Annotated in this window: 15 protein-coding genes; 6 read left to right on the plus strand and 9 right to left on the minus strand. The window is 35.2% G+C overall.

What is annotated here, in order from left to right; translation table 11 throughout:
• Positions 1 to 16: 16 nt before the first annotated feature.
• The 5 genes from ACZZZI_RS06810 to ACZZZI_RS06830 all read right to left on the minus strand — a co-directional run bounded on the left by ACZZZI_RS06810 (position 17) and on the right by ACZZZI_RS06830 (position 6,228).
• Positions 17 to 2,461, minus strand: a complete 2,445-nt coding sequence (locus ACZZZI_RS06810; RefSeq protein ID WP_463489003.1) for a TonB-dependent receptor domain-containing protein — start codon at positions 2,459 to 2,461, stop codon at positions 17 to 19.
• A complete protein-coding gene (locus ACZZZI_RS06815) occupies positions 2,427 to 3,968 on the minus strand; it encodes an N-acetylmuramoyl-L-alanine amidase (RefSeq protein ID WP_463489004.1) in 1,542 nt (513 codons plus the stop codon). Before ACZZZI_RS06815 ends, ACZZZI_RS06810 begins: the two co-directional genes overlap by 35 nt.
• Complete coding sequence (locus ACZZZI_RS06820; protein WP_344765628.1) at positions 3,965 to 4,333, minus strand: BlaI/MecI/CopY family transcriptional regulator; 369 nt, start codon at positions 4,331 to 4,333, stop codon at positions 3,965 to 3,967. The genes ACZZZI_RS06815 and ACZZZI_RS06820 overlap by 4 nt, the downstream gene beginning before the upstream one ends.
• A gap of 450 nt (positions 4,334 to 4,783) precedes the next feature.
• Positions 4,784 to 5,437, minus strand: coding sequence for a DUF1345 domain-containing protein (locus ACZZZI_RS06825; protein ID WP_424056722.1), 654 nt, complete (start codon positions 5,435 to 5,437; stop codon positions 4,784 to 4,786).
• Positions 5,438 to 5,445: 8 nt separating this feature from the next.
• Positions 5,446 to 6,228: an O-methyltransferase gene (locus tag ACZZZI_RS06830; RefSeq protein WP_316761822.1), complete on the minus strand. Its 783-nt coding sequence runs from the start codon at positions 6,226 to 6,228 to the stop codon at positions 5,446 to 5,448.
• A 44-nt stretch (positions 6,229 to 6,272) separates the two neighbouring features.
• Between ACZZZI_RS06830 and ACZZZI_RS06835 the strand changes: the two genes are divergently transcribed.
• Positions 6,273 to 7,148, plus strand: a complete 876-nt coding sequence (locus ACZZZI_RS06835) for a transglutaminase-like domain-containing protein (protein ID WP_316761824.1) — start codon at positions 6,273 to 6,275, stop codon at positions 7,146 to 7,148.
• A 12-nt stretch (positions 7,149 to 7,160) separates the two neighbouring features.
• On the plus strand, positions 7,161 to 8,273 hold the full coding sequence (locus ACZZZI_RS06840) for a glycoside hydrolase family 18 protein (protein ID WP_344765621.1): 1,113 nt from the start codon (positions 7,161 to 7,163) through the stop codon (positions 8,271 to 8,273).
• Between the two features lie 496 nt (positions 8,274 to 8,769).
• On the opposite strand, the gene ACZZZI_RS06845 is transcribed toward ACZZZI_RS06840, so the two are convergent.
• The 4 genes from ACZZZI_RS06845 to ACZZZI_RS06860 all read right to left on the minus strand — a co-directional run bounded on the left by ACZZZI_RS06845 (position 8,770) and on the right by ACZZZI_RS06860 (position 12,807).
• Complete coding sequence (locus tag ACZZZI_RS06845; protein ID WP_463489005.1) at positions 8,770 to 9,678, minus strand: alpha/beta hydrolase; 909 nt, start codon at positions 9,676 to 9,678, stop codon at positions 8,770 to 8,772.
• A gap of 14 nt (positions 9,679 to 9,692) precedes the next feature.
• Positions 9,693 to 10,767, minus strand: a protein-coding gene (prfB, locus tag ACZZZI_RS06850) for a peptide chain release factor 2 (protein ID WP_316761831.1) whose coding sequence is annotated in 2 segments (ribosomal slippage) — positions 9,693 to 10,706 and positions 10,708 to 10,767 — 1,074 coding nt in all. Because the reading frame shifts where the segments join, the coding sequence is not laid out codon by codon here.
• Positions 10,768 to 10,920: 153 nt separating this feature from the next.
• Positions 10,921 to 12,225: an amidohydrolase gene (locus ACZZZI_RS06855; RefSeq protein WP_463489006.1), complete on the minus strand. Its 1,305-nt coding sequence runs from the start codon at positions 12,223 to 12,225 to the stop codon at positions 10,921 to 10,923.
• Between the two features lie 69 nt (positions 12,226 to 12,294).
• Positions 12,295 to 12,807: a hypothetical protein gene (locus ACZZZI_RS06860; RefSeq protein ID WP_463489007.1), complete on the minus strand. Its 513-nt coding sequence runs from the start codon at positions 12,805 to 12,807 to the stop codon at positions 12,295 to 12,297.
• A gap of 158 nt (positions 12,808 to 12,965) precedes the next feature.
• On the opposite strand from ACZZZI_RS06860, the gene pgi reads away from it, so the two are divergent.
• The 4 genes from pgi to ACZZZI_RS06880 all read left to right on the plus strand — a co-directional run bounded on the left by pgi (position 12,966) and on the right by ACZZZI_RS06880 (position 18,913).
• The gene (gene pgi / locus ACZZZI_RS06865) at positions 12,966 to 14,612 is read left to right on the plus strand and encodes a glucose-6-phosphate isomerase (protein WP_463489008.1); all 1,647 of its coding nucleotides are present in this window, start codon (positions 12,966 to 12,968) and stop codon (positions 14,610 to 14,612) included.
• A 163-nt stretch (positions 14,613 to 14,775) separates the two neighbouring features.
• On the plus strand, positions 14,776 to 16,089 hold the full coding sequence (locus tag ACZZZI_RS06870; protein ID WP_424056712.1) for a M16 family metallopeptidase: 1,314 nt from the start codon (positions 14,776 to 14,778) through the stop codon (positions 16,087 to 16,089).
• Between the two features lie 30 nt (positions 16,090 to 16,119).
• Complete coding sequence (locus ACZZZI_RS06875) at positions 16,120 to 18,201, plus strand: M16 family metallopeptidase (protein WP_463489009.1); 2,082 nt, start codon at positions 16,120 to 16,122, stop codon at positions 18,199 to 18,201.
• A gap of 184 nt (positions 18,202 to 18,385) precedes the next feature.
• Positions 18,386 to 18,913, plus strand: coding sequence for a DUF4251 domain-containing protein (locus ACZZZI_RS06880; RefSeq protein WP_316761845.1), 528 nt, complete (start codon positions 18,386 to 18,388; stop codon positions 18,911 to 18,913).
• Positions 18,914 to 18,936 lie beyond the last annotated feature (23 nt).

Consider the following 18,936-nt stretch of genomic DNA (forward strand, 5'->3'; position numbering starts at 1 on the left):
GGATTCTCACATCAAATTATTGGCTTCTTCTTCGCTCCTCTTCGTTACCTGCTTTGGCAGTTCTTTGTTTAAGCTTATCGCTTCCAAAATTATACCTAATGGTTAATCTTAGCTGACGGCTATCGTAATAGTTGTTGTACTCTTGTTTAAGGTTATTAATCAAACTACTAAAACGATACTTATTCGTTTTTAAAACATCAGTGGCATTCAAAGCAATTTGCAGCGTTTTATTCATCAATATTGTTTTCAAACCTAAATCTAAATTATACTGACTTTTATTTTTATTCAAACCATCTATAGTTGGAAACTGATACCAGAAACTTACATCGCCCAAAAATGTTTTGGATTGGTTAAATCTGAATTGATTTATAGTCGATACGTAAGCCCCATAACCTTCTACCCTATTTAAGGTTTGCGGAATATTGGATTTAAAAACAGAGTAGAATACATCAAGCTGATTTGTACTATCAAACCATTTTATTTCGCTAAAAGTAACAGCATTACTAATTTGATAATTGTAACCCGTTATAAAGTTAACGGGCTTCAAAACCTGAATATTTGAATTCGCATTAATAAAATTAACATCGTTATAACCGTTGGATGTATGGCTATAAGTAAACGTAGTTGAAAAAACACTGGCGTAATTATGCGCTATTTCTATATTATTATTGTAAGATGGCTGCAATTGAGGATTACCTTCTGCATAAGCATATTGGTTACTATACCACCTAAAAGGATTAAGTTTTTTATAAGCTGGTCGGTTAATTCTTCTGCCATAATTTACTGAAAATGTACTTTTATCATTTAACTTATAACTGAGGAAAGCGGTTGGAAAAAATTTAAAATAATTGTTAGAATTACTGTTGTCTAACGAAACGCCTTTGATCTGCGTATATTCTCCACGTAATCCAAGTTGAAAACTCCACTTTTTTACACTCTTATTCAGATTAACATAAAGCGCCTGTGTATTTTCCTGGTAGTCGAATAAGTTGCTCTGTCCGGGATTTAATTTATAAATATCATTTACCGATTGATAAAACGCAACATCGCTTTCGTTTTTAATAAAACTGAGTTTGGAACCGAATGATAAAGTAAAAGGTTTGTAAGGCAAATCAACATCTATCTTTAAAGTAAATAAGTCTATATTTTGTTTACTTGTGGATAGATATTCAGCAAATGAACCAGGAATAACCAATCCATTTCCAGTATAACTTGTATTATCAAAATGCCTGCTTTTATCATCTTTATACTTAAACCAGTCGCCATTTATGGTAATTTGTTTACCTGCAGAATCTAAGGCTTGTTTAAAATAAATATTTACAGCATTATAATGAGAGCGAATTTTTGCATTTGCATCCGAATTAAGGAGTGAATCTAAACTTGATACGTTATTAAAAATGCTGGTAACAATTTTCTCCTCTGAATGAAAATTGGTAAACCCGCCATTATAGGACAATCCTAAAATCGCTTTCTTAGATAGTTGATAATCTATTCCTATTTGGCCAGAAGGAACCGTCCTGAAATTTCGATCCTTATTAACAATGTTCCAGGTTTGGTTTGGGTAAAAAACATTACTTTGTTCAAAAGGAACAAGCGATCCCTTTCTAAAATTAAGGTTCGAAAAAATGGTAATTTTATTCTTTCGGAAATTTAAATTTCCTCCAGAAGAAAAAGTAGGATGAGCAGCTTGGTTAAAGCCCGCATTAACGGAACCGCTAAAAAGTTCAGTTGAAACCTTTTTTAATACGATATTAATTAAACCACTGTTTCCCTGGGCATCATATTTGGCAGGCGGATTAGTTATAATCTCTATTTTTGAAATATTATCTGAGGAAATAGATTTCAGATAATCAGATAAATCATCAGCGGTTAACTGAATGAGCCGATCGTTAATCATTACATTAACAGTGCCCTTCCCTACTAAAGAAACTTTATCATTTAACACCCTAACCCCAGGTATTTTGGCAAGTAGTTCTAATGCATCGGTTCCAATTGCTGCAATACTATTTTCGGCATTGAAAACAGTTCTATCTATTTTCCTTTCAATTATATTTTTCCTGAAACTGATGTTTACATCTTTAAGGTTGTTCGAAATTTCATCAACAGTTACATTGATAATCGTATCGCTTTTTAAATTGATAATCCTTTTCTTTTCCGTAATAAATAAACCTGAGTAGAGGACTGAATATGCTCCTTCTTTCAGATTATTTAAATTGTAAACGCCTAAACTATCTGTTTGGCTATAGCTTATTTGCTTATCCCCATTAAAAATTTTAACAATTACAAATGGCAAATCATCATTTTTAGCATTTGTAACCTTACCCGAAATTTTAAATTGCGCCTGAGCGTTTAAAATATTGAGAAATAAAAAAGATAGAAGTATAAATCCTTTCATTAACACTTCGTGGTCAAGGTTTGCATTGCCGTTAACATCCCGCTTTAAAGAAAGATTCAAAACCATCTAAAATTAAGTTGCTAATTCGACGTATGTTCTTCTCATTGTTAATATAATTTAAACTCTTTCCATCGGCAATATTGCCCATTTCGATTAAAACAGAAGGCATTTTAGAATCTCTTAACAAAAGTAAATTAACATTCCCTAAAGAATCTCTTACCGCCATTCCGTCAAGGCGATTAAGTTTACTCAAAATACCAGTTCCTAATCTTTCGGCACCTTTAATATTTCTATTTAATTTTGAAACATAAACTTCGATACCGTCAAAAGCTTTATTTGCAGTTATCGGCTTTGAATTATGGTGAATGGATATAAATGCAGTTCCCTGCTGCTTAGGTAAACGATCTCTCAGAGATAGAAATCTGTCGTCGATTCTCGTTAACACAACCTTTATTCCTCTTTTTAACGCTTCTTCTTTTAAAAACATAACAGCCCTTAAATTCAAATCCTTTTCTTTTTGGCCATCTAATGCTACCGAGCTATTATCCTCGCCTCCATGTCCAGCATCAATAATAAGTACCTGCTCTTCCATTAAGTTATTGTTTTCAACAATACCATTACTTAGAAAGTAATTCGTTTTTGAAAAATCTACCTTTCGCGTGCTTTGTAGTTGGTTTGACATCCGTTCTTTTTCTACTATAACTTCTTTACGATTAACAAAAGCAAAAGAACAAACTAACACCAAAGGAATTACAGCAAAATAGGTAAGTCTTTTAACTGGATTGTTTGGCTTTTTGTACATCATCATAATTCGATTTTTTAGTGGAAGTTTACTAAAGTTATTTGCAACAGAATTATTAGTTTGACTGGCCAGATTTAGCAATAATGAAGCATAAACATTTTTATCAATGGTTTCAGAAGCCTCTTCATCAGCTAAAAACTCATGATTATTATCTATCGCTATTCTCCATAAATAAATTATAGGATTAAACCATAAGATACAACAAGCTATATTGACCAGTAACTTATCGAAGCCGTGCCCTTGCTTAACATGTACCGATTCATGCCTGATAACCATTTTTTGTTCTTCTATAGTAAGCGAAGAATCGATAATTATCTTATTTAGAAAAGTGCAGTTTTTTATTTTCGAATTCTTTTTAACAAAAACAACTGAACCTAATTTCGACATTTCGAACTTGTTAATGGCATACCTGATGTAACCCATTGTGAGCAAAATCCTTAATAGAAAAGCGATTAAAACAGCATAATAACCATATTCAATGATCTGTTTCCAGTTATGAGGTTGAGCGACATTGGCATTATCATCATTAATATTTTCCTCGAAAGAAATATAGTTGCCGTAAGCAGCTTTTAATTCAGTCGCTTTATTATCAACACTCACTTCACGTTTGTTCTCGATGGTTAATGCTGGAATAATGAAACTAACCATAAGCGCAAACAGCAAATATGTTCTGTTTAACTTAAAAAAGGTAAGCTTTGCCAGCAGCAATTGGTAAGCTGCGAAAAATATTGCGATACAAGCCGAAACTTTTAACAGATAAATTAACATCATAACATAGAATTTTGGTCGATAATTCTCTTTATTTCTTCAATATCCTTTTCATTAAGCTTTTCTTCTTTTACCATAAACGATAATAAACTAGCTGGTGAACTATCAAAATAGCTCGAAAACATCTTAGAAAAAGTTGTCTTAGCATATTCATCTTTCGTAATAGCAGGAAAGTATTCGTAAGTTTTTCCGTAAGCTTTATAGCTTAAATAACCTTTTTTTTCTAAAAGCCTAACTATCGAAGAAATGGTATTGTATGGTGGCTTTGGCTCTTCATCGAGCTCTTCGATTACATCTTTAACAAATGCCTTTTGCAATTTCCAAAAAACCTGCATAATGCGTTCTTCGGTTTTGGTTAATTCTTCCATAACCCAAACTTATAACTTATTTTTCAGTTATACAACTTAAAAATAAGTTACATTACTGATTTTTAAGTTAATAAATGTAATAAACAGATATTTAGATAATTAATTTGAATATTTAGAGAACGAAAGAACATGTAATTCTTGGCAGCTGTAGTCCTGCCATTCGCTATAGCCCTGGCAAAACCAGGGGCTGCCGCTTCTGTCCCGTAGGTTTGAGAAAGATTCTTCTACTGGTTGGTGCCTCAACAACCGAAAAATTAAGAGGCCTTATCCTGAAAAAAGAAGAAGAATCAATATATTTTCATCTATCGGTTGGTGTCTCACCGACCGAAAAATTAAGATGCCATCATCCCGAAAAAAGCAGAAAATCTAACTATAGAACTAAACTTTTTAATAAGAAATCAATATATCAAAAGACTTATAACTGTGAGCGAGAAGATAAGTTAAAGCCAATTACTTACTTAAACCAGCAAGTGCGTTTATAGTTAACGCAACAATAACAGTATTAAAAATGAAAGCAATTAAACTATGCAAAAGTGAAAGTCTACGGATTTTTCTGGAAGAAATCTCCACGTCGGAAACTTGAAAAGTCATCCCCAAAACAAACGAGAAATACGCAAAATCGATAAAATCAGGCTCATCGTTACCTGGAAAATCTAAACCAGAGCCTTTGTTTGTTTTGCTATCGCCATAATAAAGATGAGCGTATCTCATACCAAAAGTTGTATGAACCAAAAACCAAGATAAAAACATACCAGATATGGCGACAATAAGATCGAGCGGTTCTATGTCTTTATTAATCAGCAATAAAATTACAGCCAGTAATCCTGCAAAAGTTGATATTAGCACGATTGCAAAAATTTCACTCCGTGTTTCATCCTGCATTTTTGCCTTTATATGTGTTTCGGCGGCCGAAGTATGAAAAAACATATACCAATGCAGGCTAATCAACAGGATGCAGAATACATCCCACGCTAACATAACATGGGTTAGCGTACCCATAGTGATAAAAAGCGAACCAAAATAAGCAGTAATCCCTACAAAAAAGCTTAACAGCAAAATACGCAATGCCGATAATTTTTGAATACCTTTTAATTTTGGTTCCATCTTAATGTTTAAATTTTCAGCTTAAAATGTTCTTTTGCCTGTCCTTTTTTGAAATAAACCAATCCAATCCAAAATAAATCGACGGTAATGGTAACGTCGGGATGATTTTTAATCTCTTCCCATGCCTCCTTCATCCCCTGGCTCCAATAAATATCATCAAAAATCAGCAATGAATCTTCAGTTATTTTGGGCAAGCACCATTTAAAATAATTCAAAGTTGCTTCTTTTCGATGGTTCCCATCAATGTATACAAAATCTAAAGTTGCTTGCTTCGCAATAATTTCTGGCAAAATTAAATCGAAGTTACCAACGTGCAAGTCTATATTATTTAAGTTTAAATCTGTAAAATTTTTCTTTGCAACACCAGCAGTTTCAGGGCAACCTTCAATTGTAATAATTTCTGCATTAGGGCAAGCCTTCGATAAATAAGCAGAAGTAATACCCAGACAAGTACCCAGTTCGATAGCCGATTTTGGTTTAGTGTGTTCTGCTAATCGATAGATTAGCTGAGCTAGTTTTGGGCTTTTTAGTGCATTTTTAGCAATCTGACTAACTTTTTTTGTGCGGTTTTTATTTAAATGAGAGCCCGCACCAAGGTCTGTAACCGTGATTGTAGAATCGTCATTAAAAAGTTTTTTTCGCTGAGCTTCTATATTTTTATATTCAGATTTGTTGGTAAAATCGTAAATTACCTCGTCTGCTAGCTTGTAAACGAATGGTGAATGCGTTCCGTGCCGAGTTTTAGCAGTTAAACGGTGTTTTAGGTAGTCTGTAATAAATTGAATTATCATATATATTGCAAAAGTAATTAAACACCGCAAACGTTGTATATTTTATGGAAAATAACGCAGAGATAAGCGCTTTAGTTAAATTGCTTGATGATCCTGATGAAGAGGTTTACCACCATGTTGAGCAAAAACTGCTGGAATATGGCGGAGAAGTTATCAATTTCTTAGAAAATGCTTGGGAACAATCTTTTGATGGGCTCTTGCAAGAACGTATTGAAAATATCGTTCATCAAATTCAGTTTAAAACGGTTAAAGAAGATTTAAATCTGTGGCATTTAAGTGGCGCTTTTGATTTATTGCATGGCGCATTGATTATTAATCGCTACCAATACCCCGATTTGGATGAACAAAAAATCATTATTCAGTTAGAAGACATTAAGCGTGAGATCTGGCTTGGCCTACAATATGAAATGAGTTCGGTTGAAAAGGTTAAACTGATCAACCATGTTTTATACCAGCAATTTGGCTTTGGCGGAAACACCAAAAATCATCACGATCCTCAAAACTCCTACCTGAATCAGGTTTTAGAAAGTAAAAAAGGAAATCAAATTTCGCTTGCCATAATTTATTCTACAATTGCTCAAAAACTCGATTTGCCAATTTATGGCATCAATTTACCCCAGCATTTCATATTAGGTTTTATTGATGAGAGTAAACAGGAAAGCACTGAGTATGGCGTTTTATTTTATATAAATGCATTTAATAAGGGCAATATTTTTGGCAAACATGATGTAGATCAATTTCTTCGCCAGTTAAATTTAGACCCAATGCCAGAGTATTATCGCCCTTGTACGAATACCGATATTATTCGACGTGTAATCAGAAATTTGATTTCGGCTTATGAGAATGCTGGAGCAACAGAAAAAGTTGCAGAACTTAATGAACTACAAGAGATTATAAAAGAAGAGCACAAACCAGAATAAACCCCATCGGAAATGCAAATTAAACTGAACAACGCCCTATTTATTCCAATAGTAATAATTTGCACCTTGCTATTTAGCTTAAATCTAAAGGCACAGAAAACAATTAAACCCAATGTTATTGCTTACTACACAGGCGGCGGCGGAACAGTGATCGATAGTTTCCCAGTTGAAAAAATTAGCCACCTGATTTACAGTTTTGGGCATTTAAAAGGCGATAGCTTAAATATCCATTCTGCTAAAGATTCTGCTTTGATTACCCGTATGGTTGGTTTAAAAAAACGTAATCCAGAATTAAAGGTTATGATTGCTATGGGCGGTTGGAGTGCCTGTCAAAATTGCTCTGAAGTTTTTAGTAGAAACGATGGTAGAAAAACTTTCGCAAAAACGACTAAAGACTTACTCGATTACTTTAATGCCGATGGTATAGATATCGACTGGGAATATCCTGCGGTAGTTGGTTATCCTGGGCATCGATATACCGAGGCGGATAAACAAAATTTCACTTTATTAATTAAAGAACTGAGGAAGAAATTGGGCAAGAAATCCGAAATCAGCTTCGCAGCTGGCGGCACAAAAAACTGCCTGGATTCTTGTTTTGAGTGGAGTAAGGTAATGCCTTTGGTAAATCGGGTTAATTTAATGAGTTACGACTTAGTTAGTGGATATGCTACAACAAGCGGGCATCATACACCGCTTTACAACTCGACCCAACAAGAACTTTCGGCAGATTACGCGATTAAAGTAATGAACAATTACGGTGTACCATCGAATAAAATTGCCCTTGGTGCTGCTTTTTACGCAAGAGTATTCGAAAATACAACGGATGCAAACCAGGGCTTATATCAACCAACTAAATTTATCAGGGGCGTTTCTTATAAAAACTTCAACACTAATTTTGCAGTAGAAAATGGCTTTAAATATTACTGGGATGACACTACAAAAGCACCCTATTATTATAATGCCACTACTAAAAATTTAGCAACATTTGATGACCCCAAATCGATAGATTTAAAAACAAAATATGTTATTAAAAATAAGCTTAATGGCATTATGTTTTGGGAATTAAGCGATGATGCTTACTCGAATGGTTTATTAGATGTTATAGATCGTACAATTAAAGAGTAGTATATCTTCAAGTCCAACAACATACTTATTTGTTGGCACCTATATCAATGAACTGTCGAGTGAGTTAGATTAAGCTATAGGCAATTCGTAAAGCCTTTATTTTATACCTAATTAATACTTGAAGCAACTATCATTAATTATAGTACACCTAAACTATAGTGTTTTATGAGTATTTGTTAACCCTTTGTTAACCCTCAGGGTAAGCATAGGGTTAATAAGGGGTTAACAAAGGGTTAAGAATGGGTACAGAAAGGGTTAACAAGGGGATAACAAATCTGCACCAAAGGGTTAACAAATTTAGAAGTATTACTTTTATTTAATACATAACTCTTTAGCTTATAATTAAATGGATGAATTTGTTTCAGGGCTTTGATTTGATGAATATGCTGAAATAATTTCAGCATGGCCAATGAACGGATTGCGATCAAAAAAACAGGAAAAAAAGGTCAATTCCTGCTAAAGAAATTGACCCATTTTTATATTTTGAATCTCATGCTTAAAATTTATTTCTCTTCAGCCATTCAGCTAATAAATTAAACCAATCTACATCAGAGGTTTTATTTTTTAAGCCAAAGCCATGGCCACCTTGTTCGTAAAGATAGATTTCAGTTTTAACACCGTTGCTTTTCAAAGCATCATTTAATAAAATACTGTTGGCCACTGGCACCGATTTGTCGTCTTTAGCATGAACCAAAAAAGTGGGTGGTGTTTTTTTATTTACATTTTGATCGGCAGAAAAATAATGCTTCAACTGCTCTCCAGGATTCGGGCCTAATAAATTTTTCATCGTTCCAGTATGTACCGATCGTTCGAAACTGATTACAGGGTAAATTAATGCAGCAAAATCAGGTCGAAGATTAATCTTTTCCGCATCCGTAATTTTAATATCGGTATAATGAGCCAATAAGGTAGAAGCCAAATGCCCTCCAGCCGAAAAACCCATTATGCCAATTTTATTTGATTTTATACGATATTTTTTCGCATTTTTTCTAACCAGGTAAATCGCTTGCTCCGCATCCTGTAAAAGTGCATAGGTTTTATCTACCATGATTTCATCACTTGGTAAACGATATTTTAAAACGAATGCGGTAACGCCAATTTCACTGAATCGTTTTGCAACATTATAACCTTCATGATCGATTGCAAGAATGCCATAACCACCACCAGGACAAATGATCACTGCCGTTCCATTTGCTTTGTCGGCCGATGGCGAAAACACCGTTAATGTTGGCGTAACTACCTTACTCACTCTCGAAATTCCATCAGTACCTTTAACCGTTTCTTCAATATAGGTAGCAGAATTTTTAGCACCAGGAATAGCACCATCATAAAGCGGAATAACCTCCTGAGCTTTTAAAGAAACCGTTACCATAGTAAATAAGCTTAAGATAATTATTAATTTCATCGTGAATATTATTTTTAAAACTCCATTAAATACGCTTTTAAGAACTCGTCAATATCACCATCAAGCACCGCTTGTGGATTAGAGGTTTGATAATTTGTACGGTGGTCTTTTACACGTCGATCATCCAGAACATAACTTCTGATTTGCGAACCCCATTCAATTTTCTTTTTAGAACCTTCTATTGCAGCAATTTCTTCATTACGTTTTCTTTGCTCAATTTCGTAAAGCTGCGACTTTAATAAACGCAGTGCATTTTCCTTGTTCTGTAATTGCGATCGCGATTCCTGATTTTTGATGATAATACCAGATGGTTTATGATATAAGCGAACGGCTGTTTCAACCTTGTTCACATTTTGACCACCTGCACCACCAGCTCTGAATGTTTCAAATTCAACATCGGCAGGATTGATGTAAATCTCTATGGTTTCATCAACCAAAGGATAAACATATACCGATGCAAAAGAGGTGTGCCTGCGGGCATTCGAATCGAAAGGTGAAATACGCACTAAGCGGTGAACGCCGTTTTCGCCCTTTAAATAGCCGTAAGAAAACTCACCGTCGAACTGTAAAGTAACGGTCTTTATACCTGCAATATCCCCTTCCTGGCTATCTTGCTCGGTAATTTTGTATCCATTCTTTTCGCCCCACATCATGTACATACGCATGAGCATATAGGCCCAATCGCAACTTTCAGTTCCACCTGCACCAGCCGTAATTTGCATTACCGCAGAAAGCTGATCTTCTTTTGTACGAAGCATATTTTTAAGCTCCAGATCGGCAACAGCTTGTTTGCTTAAATCAAATTGCTCTTGCAGTTCTTCTTCCGAAGCATCGCCAGATTGAAAAAAATCAAACATTACGGCTGCATCTTCTACCGCATTGTTTGTTTTTTCAAAACCATCCGTCCATTTTTTCTTTGAACTTATTTCTGCAAGAATTTTTTCTGCCTTTTTAGGATCATCCCAGAAATTGGGCGCCATTGTTAATTTTTCCTCTTCGCGAATAGCGTAAAGTAGCTCTTCGACGTCAAAGATGCCTCCTCAGAGACGTTATTCTGTCTCTTAAATCCTGTATTTGTTCTTTGGTCATAATGGCAAATGTAACCAATTAAAAATTTTATCTATTGTTATAATTAGATAGTTGTCGTTTTGAGCCTGTCGAAGACCTTTTAAATTACCAACAAGGCAGTTCGACAAACCCAATGTGACACTGTATTAAACAGCTTATTCACACTAATATTTTTTATTTTTTCATCGCCATATAATCCAAAGTTAGATTTGATAACAGCTTAACTCCCAAAACAAAACCACTTTCATCCAGGTAAAAATCTGGGGTATGGTGCGAAGGTGCTTTTAAAGGATCTTTTCCTTTAGGCATCCCCCCTAAAAACACAAATAAACCAGGGATTTTTTCCTGAAAGAAAGAAAAATCTTCTGCACCAGTTACAGGCGGTTTCAGTTTCACATGATCTTTTCCTGCTGTAGCTTGCATGCTTGGTAACATTTTTTCCGTTAAAGCCACATTATTAAAGGTTACGGGATAATGATTGCTGTAAGGAATTTTAACTTCCGCCTTTCCACCACCTGCTTCGGCAGTTTTAATAACAATGGTTTTAATCCTTTCGATAAACATCGCCTCATCTTCTTTGCTGAAGTTTCTAACGGTACCGAGCATTTCCACCTTTTCAGGTATGATGTTCGAACGAACACCCCCATTAATTGCACCGATGGTTACAACACCAGGGTTCCCTGTTACGTTTAAATTTCGACTAACTATAGTTTGAAGATTATTTACAATTTGTGCTGAAATTACTATCGGATCGATACTACTCCATGGATACGCACCGTGGGCCTGGCGACCAGTAACCGTTATTTTCATATCATTTACCGCAGCCATTGTTCCGCCAGGGCGATAGGTTACATCGCCAACTTCTGTTTGCGAATTAATATGCAGGCCGAAAATGACATCAACTTTAGGATTTTCTAAAACGCCTTCTTTTATCATTAAAGCAGCTCCACCCTCTTCGCCTGCAGAAACACCTTCTTCGGCTGGCTGAAAGATAAACTTCACAGTACCTGCTAAATCCTTCTGCATAGAGGCCAATACTTCTGCTACGCCCATTAAAATGGCTACGTGACTATCATGACCGCAAGCATGCATAACGCCAACTTCCTGCCCGTTATATTGTGTTTTTACTTTGGATGCGAAAGGAATATTAACACGTTCAGTAACAGGTAAGCCATCCATATCTGCTCTTAAAGCAACTACTGGTCCAGGTTTGCCCCCTTTTAAAATCCCAACAACTCCTGTTTTTGCTACACCTGTTGTAACTTTTAAACCTAATCCTTCTAAATGTTTTGCAATAATACCAGCCGTTCTAACTTCGTTATTGCCAAGTTCTGGATGTTCGTGAAAATCTCTGCGCCAGGAAATCACTTTTTGCTCAATTGCATCCGCTTTTTTAGAAACGATTGGCTTTAAATCTGATTTTTGTGCAAAAGCACCTGAAGATATTACAAGAAGATAAAGAATGTAGATTTTTTTCATATTGGATAATTTCTTTAGTGGTTAAGTTATAAAAAAAGCCTTATGCAATGCATAAAGCTTTTAATTATTTTAGTTAAATAAGCCTTTTAGTTTATCCATAATCCCGCCCGATTCAGCCGTTTCACCAGCTTTAGCCTGCCCGCCACCATTAAACATTCCGATCACATCGCTAACATCGAATTTACCGTCGGAACCACCTGCAAGTTTTCCTAAAACATCTTGAATGTTAAAAGAATTATCATTTGGGTCGGCCGTTTTCTGCGTTAGTTTCCCTAAAATCACTGGAATTATTGATGCGGCTAAACCTTTAGCTGTTTCTGCATTTATGCCTAATCCAGCCAATTTATCAGTGAAATTTCCTGCAGCTTGTGCCGTAACAGCCGAACCTTCGGTATTACCTGTATTAAAAATCTCTGCCAAGCCACCAACATTCCCCGATGATAACTGATCTTTAAGCGTGTCGAAAATAGAACCTGATGCCGCTTGAATTACTGCTTCATTTTGTTCATTTGGTACAGCAGCATTATTTACAACTGTTTCTTGTACGTTTGCACGTACTAATTCATTTAAGTTTTCTAACATAATTTCCTTAATTAATAATTACAAAACAGGATGCTCAAATTAACGGGATGTTATATGCAAGTTAACTGCTTTAAAAGAAATAATGAAATGAATTTTTTGAACATTAAAAAGACGATTTTAACTATTTGCTTTATTACTTTTACAAAAACAAAAAGATTATGTTACCAAAAATAAATTTTACAGAAACCGAAGCCTATAAATATTTGGCCGATCATTTTATAGATATTAACCAGAAAAGCATTAAAGATCTTTTCTCGGAAGATGCAGATCGTTTTAACAAATTTTCAGTTTTTTTTGAAGACATTTTATTGGATTACAGTAAAAACAGAATTACTGACGAAACTTTGGCTTTATTAATTCAACTTGCCCGCGAGTGTAAATTAGACGAAGCGATTAAATCTATGTACAATGGAGATAAAATCAACGAAACAGAAGATCGTTCGGTGCTTCACATCGCTTTGCGTAATTTAAGTAACACGCCAATTTTAGTAGATGGTAAAGATGTAATGCCAGATGTGAATGCTGTACTTGTTAAAATGGAGAAGTTTAGCAACAGTATTATCAGCGGCGAATGGAAAGGTTATACTGGAAAAGCAGTTACCGATATTGTAAATATTGGAATCGGCGGTTCTGATTTAGGCCCAGTAATGGTTACTGAAGCTTTAAAGCATTATAAAAACCACTTAAATATTCATTTCGTTTCTAATATTGACGGAACCCATATTGCAGAAACACTTTCTGATTTAGATGCTGAAACTACTTTATTTTTAGTTGCATCGAAAACTTTTACTACACAGGAAACCATGACAAATGCGCATTCTGCACGTTCATGGTTTTTAGAAAAAGGTGGTAAAGAAAATGATATTGCAAAGCATTTCGCAGCCCTATCTACTAATGCAAAAGATGTTTCGGCATTTGGTATAGATACCGAAAATATGTTCGAATTCTGGGATTGGGTTGGCGGTCGTTACTCTTTATGGAGTGCCATTGGCCTATCTATCTCTTTGAGTATTGGTTTTGATAACTTTAAACAATTGCTTGCTGGTGCACACGCAACTGATAACCATTTTAAAACGGCAGAATTTGAGAGCAATCTACCTGTAATTTTAGGTTTATTAGGTGTTTGGTATATCAATTTTTACAATGCAGAAACGCAGGTTATTTTACCTTACGATCAATATATGCATCGCTTTGCAGCCTATTTCCAACAGGGCGATATGGAGAGTAACGGTAAACATGTAGATAGAAATGGTAATGAAGTAGATTATGAAACTGGCCCGATTATCTGGGGTGAACCAGGTACAAATGGTCAGCATGCATTTTATCAGCTAATTCACCAGGGTACCAGAATTATTCCTGCTGATTTTATTGCTCCTGCGCAAAGTTTAAACCCGCTTGGCGATCATCATCCAATTTTATTATCAAATTTCTTTGCTCAAACAGAAGCCTTAATGAACGGGAAAACCGATGAAGAGGTTTCATCAGAATTAAAGAAAGATGGCAAAAACGAAGAAGAAATTGCAAAACTTGCTCCATTTAAAGTTTTTGAAGGAAACAGACCAACCAATTCAATCTTGCTAAAAAAAGTTACACCCTACACTTTAGGTAGTTTAGTTGCCATGTACGAGCATAAAATATTTGTTCAGGGGGTGATTTGGAATATTTTTAGTTTCGACCAATGGGGTGTAGAATTAGGCAAGCAATTAGCTAAGAAAATTTTACCTGAACTAGAAGGTGATGGAAAGGTTTCTAGTCACGACAGTTCAACCAATGGCCTAATTAACCAATATAAAGCCTGGAGATAATTAATAAATAAAAGCGAGCTAAACACTCGCTTTTTTTATTAGAATTATTACTTTAGCAAAAATCTCCTGCATGTTTAGTTTTCAACTCAAACAAACAATAACTTATTATTAAAAAACTAGATTCAGGGCAATGTTATGCCTGTTTTTAAAAACAAATTATCTAATGAAAAAAAGAATTCTTTTTGCTCTGGCCATTTCTGGTTTGTGCTTTAGTGCTTCGGCCCAGAAAGTGCAATTTACCGAATACGATTTGGACAACGGTCTTCATGTTATTTTACATCAAGACAAAACTGCTCCCGTTGTAGCTGTATCTGTTATGTACCATGTTGGTTCGAAAGATGAAGACACCACACGTACAGGTTTTGCTCACTTCTTCGAACACCTTTTATTTGAAGGCTCTAAAAACATTAAAAAAGGTGAGTTTATGAAACTGGTAAGTAGCAATGGCGGACAAAACAACGCTAACACGAGTCAGGATCGTACTTTTTACTACGAAGTTTTTCCATCGAACCAATTGGAGTTAGGTTTGTGGTTAGAAAGCGAGCGTATGCTGCACCCAATTATTAATGAAGGTGGTGTTAAAACACAAAATGAAGTTGTTAAAGAAGAAAAGCGTTTACGTGTAGATAATTCGCCTTACGGTAAGTTTACAGAAAAAATATTTACGCACTTATTTGAAGGTCATCCTTACAGATGGCAGCCCATTGGCTCTATGGAGCATTTAGATGCGGCAAAGCTTGATGAGTTTATCGCATTCTTTAAAAAGTATTATGTTCCTAATAATGCTGTTTTAACCATTACTGGCGATTTGGACATCGACAAAACAAAAGGATTGATTAAACAGTACTTCAGTGAGGTTCCAAAAGGTGCGCCAATTGTTAGAAAAGAGTTTGTATTGCCAGAAATCAAAAAAGAAATTATTGATACGGCTTATGATGCAAACATCCAAATACCAGCAATTTTTGCAGCCTACCGAGTTCCTGGTATGAAAAGCAGAGAGAATAAGGTTTTGGGCATGATTAGCTCGATCCTATCAGGTGGTGGTAGCTCGAGATTAAGCACTAAAATGGTTGATGAAAAGAAAACTGCATTACAAGTTGCAGCATTTAATTACACGCTTGAAGATTACGGCGCTTACATCACTTTAGCACTCCCAAACAAGAATACGCCACTTAACGATTTGTTAAAGGATATTGACGAAGAAGTTTTACGCTTGCAAACGGATTTGATTAGTGAAAGCGATTATAAAAAATTACAAAATCAATTTGAAAACAGTTATGTAAGTGCTAACAGCAGAATGTTAGGTGTTGCAGAAAATTTAGCCAATGGTTATACTTTCCACAATAAGGATACCAATGATATTAACAAAGAGCTTGATGTTATTAAATCCATTACTCGCGAAGAAATCAGAGAGGTTGCTAAAAAATATCTAAACAAAAATCAAAGAATTGTTTTGTATTATTTACCAAAAAAATAACCGCAGTTTCATATTACATTATTTAAAAACATGAAAAAATTATTCATAATAGCTGCAGTTTCCTTATTAGCTCAAGGTATTTCAGCTCAAACAATAGATCGTAGCCATAAACCAAAACCTGGTCCAGCGCCAGTAATTACCATTGGCGACCCAGTTATTTATAAATTAGCTAACGGAATAACTGTTTTGGTGGTCGAAAACCATAAACTTCCAAAAGTATCTGCAAATTTTAGCATCGATGCTGGTCCGATTACAGAAGGTGCAAAAGCTGGCGTAATAAGTTTAATGGGTAGTATGTTAAACGAAGGAACCACAACTAAAACAAAGGCACAATTTGACGAAGCTGTAGATCAGCTTGGTGCCGATGTTAATGCCAGTTCAAACGGTGGTTCGGTATCTGCATTAACCCGCTACTTCAGCCCTGCGTTTTTGTTAATGGCAGAAAGTATTCGCCAGCCTTCGTTCCCTGCTGCGTCATTCGAAAAACTTAAATCGCAAACAATTACGGGTTTAAAATCAAGCGAGAAAAGTGCAAAGGCAATTTCAACCCGCGTTGTTAATGCTTTAGCTTATGGAAAAAATCATCCAAATGGAGAATTTACTACTGAAGCTTCGGTAAACGGAATTACTTTAGACGATGTTAAAACTGCCTACAAGAAATACATAACACCATCGAGAGGTTATTTAACTTTTGTTGGTGATATTAAGCCTGAGGCTGCTAAAGCACTGGCAGAAAAAGCTTTCGGCGATTGGAAAGGTACAGCTTTAACTTTACCTGTTTTGGCAAAAGTTAGTAACCCAGCTAAAACAGAAGTTGATGTGGTTAATGTAAGTAACGCAGTTCAATCAGAAATTACAGTTACTAATCTTTTAGATTTACCATTAACCAGTCCTGATTATTTTGCTGTTCTATTGGCAAATCAAATTTTAGGTGGTGGTGCAGAGTCGAGGTTATTTATGAATCTTCGTGAGAAACATGGTTTTACATACGGCGCTTATGCAAGTACAGGATCTGGTCGTTTCCAATCGAAGTTTTCTGCTACGGCAGCCGTTAGAAATGAAAAAGTGGATAGTGCTGTTGTAGAGTTTCTAAAAGAGATAAATATTATTCGTACTGTAAAAGTTTCTGCCGAAGAGTTACAAAATGCTAAGAATCTTTACAACGGTTCATTTGCATTAGGTTTAGAAAATCCTGCCCGTACAGCTAGCTTCGCAAGCAATATCTTAATTAATGGTTTACCAAAAGATTTCTATCGTACTTATTTGCAAAAGCTAAATGCAGTAACTACTGATGATATTTTAAGAGTGGCTAAAAAATACTTTAACCATGATAACACCCGTGTTGTTGTTGTAGGTAAAACCGATGCCTTTGTGGCGGGTTTAACTAAAGCTGGTTTTACGGTTAATGCATACGATAATTATGCAACTCCAGTGTCGGCAACAGCAGCTACCGCAACAGCTCCAGCTAAATCTGCAAAAGATATAATTAACAGTTATATTACCGCTATTGGAGGCGAAGCTGCCTTGAAAAAAGTTACTGCAATACAGCAAAGCGGAGAAATGGATATGCAAGGAAATAAATTAGGTGTTGCTTTTAAGAAAATGGCACCAAATTTAACTAGCATGGAAATGTCGATGGGCGGGCAAACCGTGGTTAAGCAAACTTTTAATGGTACCTCAGGTTATCAAATGCAGATGGGTCAGAAAGCCGAAATGAAAGCTGATGAAATTGCAGAAGCGAAAGCAGATAAAGGACTATTTAACCAATTGTTTTATACAACCGACGGCAGTAAACTTGAGGTTGCAGGCACAACAAAAGTTGGCACCGCAAATGCTTATAAGTTAGTGGTAACTTCGGCATCTGGTAAAAAGAAAACTGAATACTATGATGTAAACTCGGGATTGCTATTGAAAGAAGAAAGTACAACAACTAAACAGGGTACAGAAATTACACAATCAACAGAGTATGCTGATTACAAAAAAGTGGGCGATGTTTTGTTTCCTCATTCATTAGTTCAAAGCATTCAAACTGCTAAAGGCGGACAAGAATTCAATATTGTAATTAAAGAAATTAAGGTTAATCCAGCTTTACAAGCTTCAGATTTTAACTAAAATTATTTTTATATCGAAAGCCGTTCTGAATTAATTTTCAGAACGGCTTTTTTATGTCAAAACTTGAAAGTCCTGCATTAAAATTGGTTATATTTATATAGGTATTTGAAACAAAACATTGTCAATTTATGGAAATAAGCAAACTCCGTCATCTTTAAATTGTTAAACATTCAAAACACCAAAAATGAAATACACTAAATTATTTTTGAGTTTATTTTTCACAGTAATTATAACTCAGGCATTTGCCCAAACAGATAAAGAAACTACCGCTAAAATAGTAGGTAATAAAAACTATGTTTTTGTAGCAAATTCTGCCACGCCATTAGCCAATAACGAAGTAAACCAAGTGCTAAGAAGTTTTCCTGGTGCACAGGGTGGCGGAACGATTAATCTTTCTGGCGCTCAATATGATCTTGTTGTAAAACCAGATAGTTTAATTGCTTATTTACCTTATTATGGAAGATCATTTTCTGCGCCGTATAACCCATCCGAAGGAGGAATTAAGTTTACATCTAAAGATTTTACCTACAAGGAAACCAAGAATAAAAAGGGTGGGTACACTATAAATATCCGTACTAACGATTTAAAAATAGAGAACTACCAGCTGGTTTTAAATATTTCTCAAAACGGATATGCAACCTTAATGGCTTACAGCAATAATAAACAAACCATAAATTTTAATGGCTATCTGGATGAGGTAAAGAAAAAATAAACAGGATTTTAAGATTTAAGGAT

The sequence above is a fragment of the Pedobacter sp. AC190 genome, from assembly GCF_979258025.1.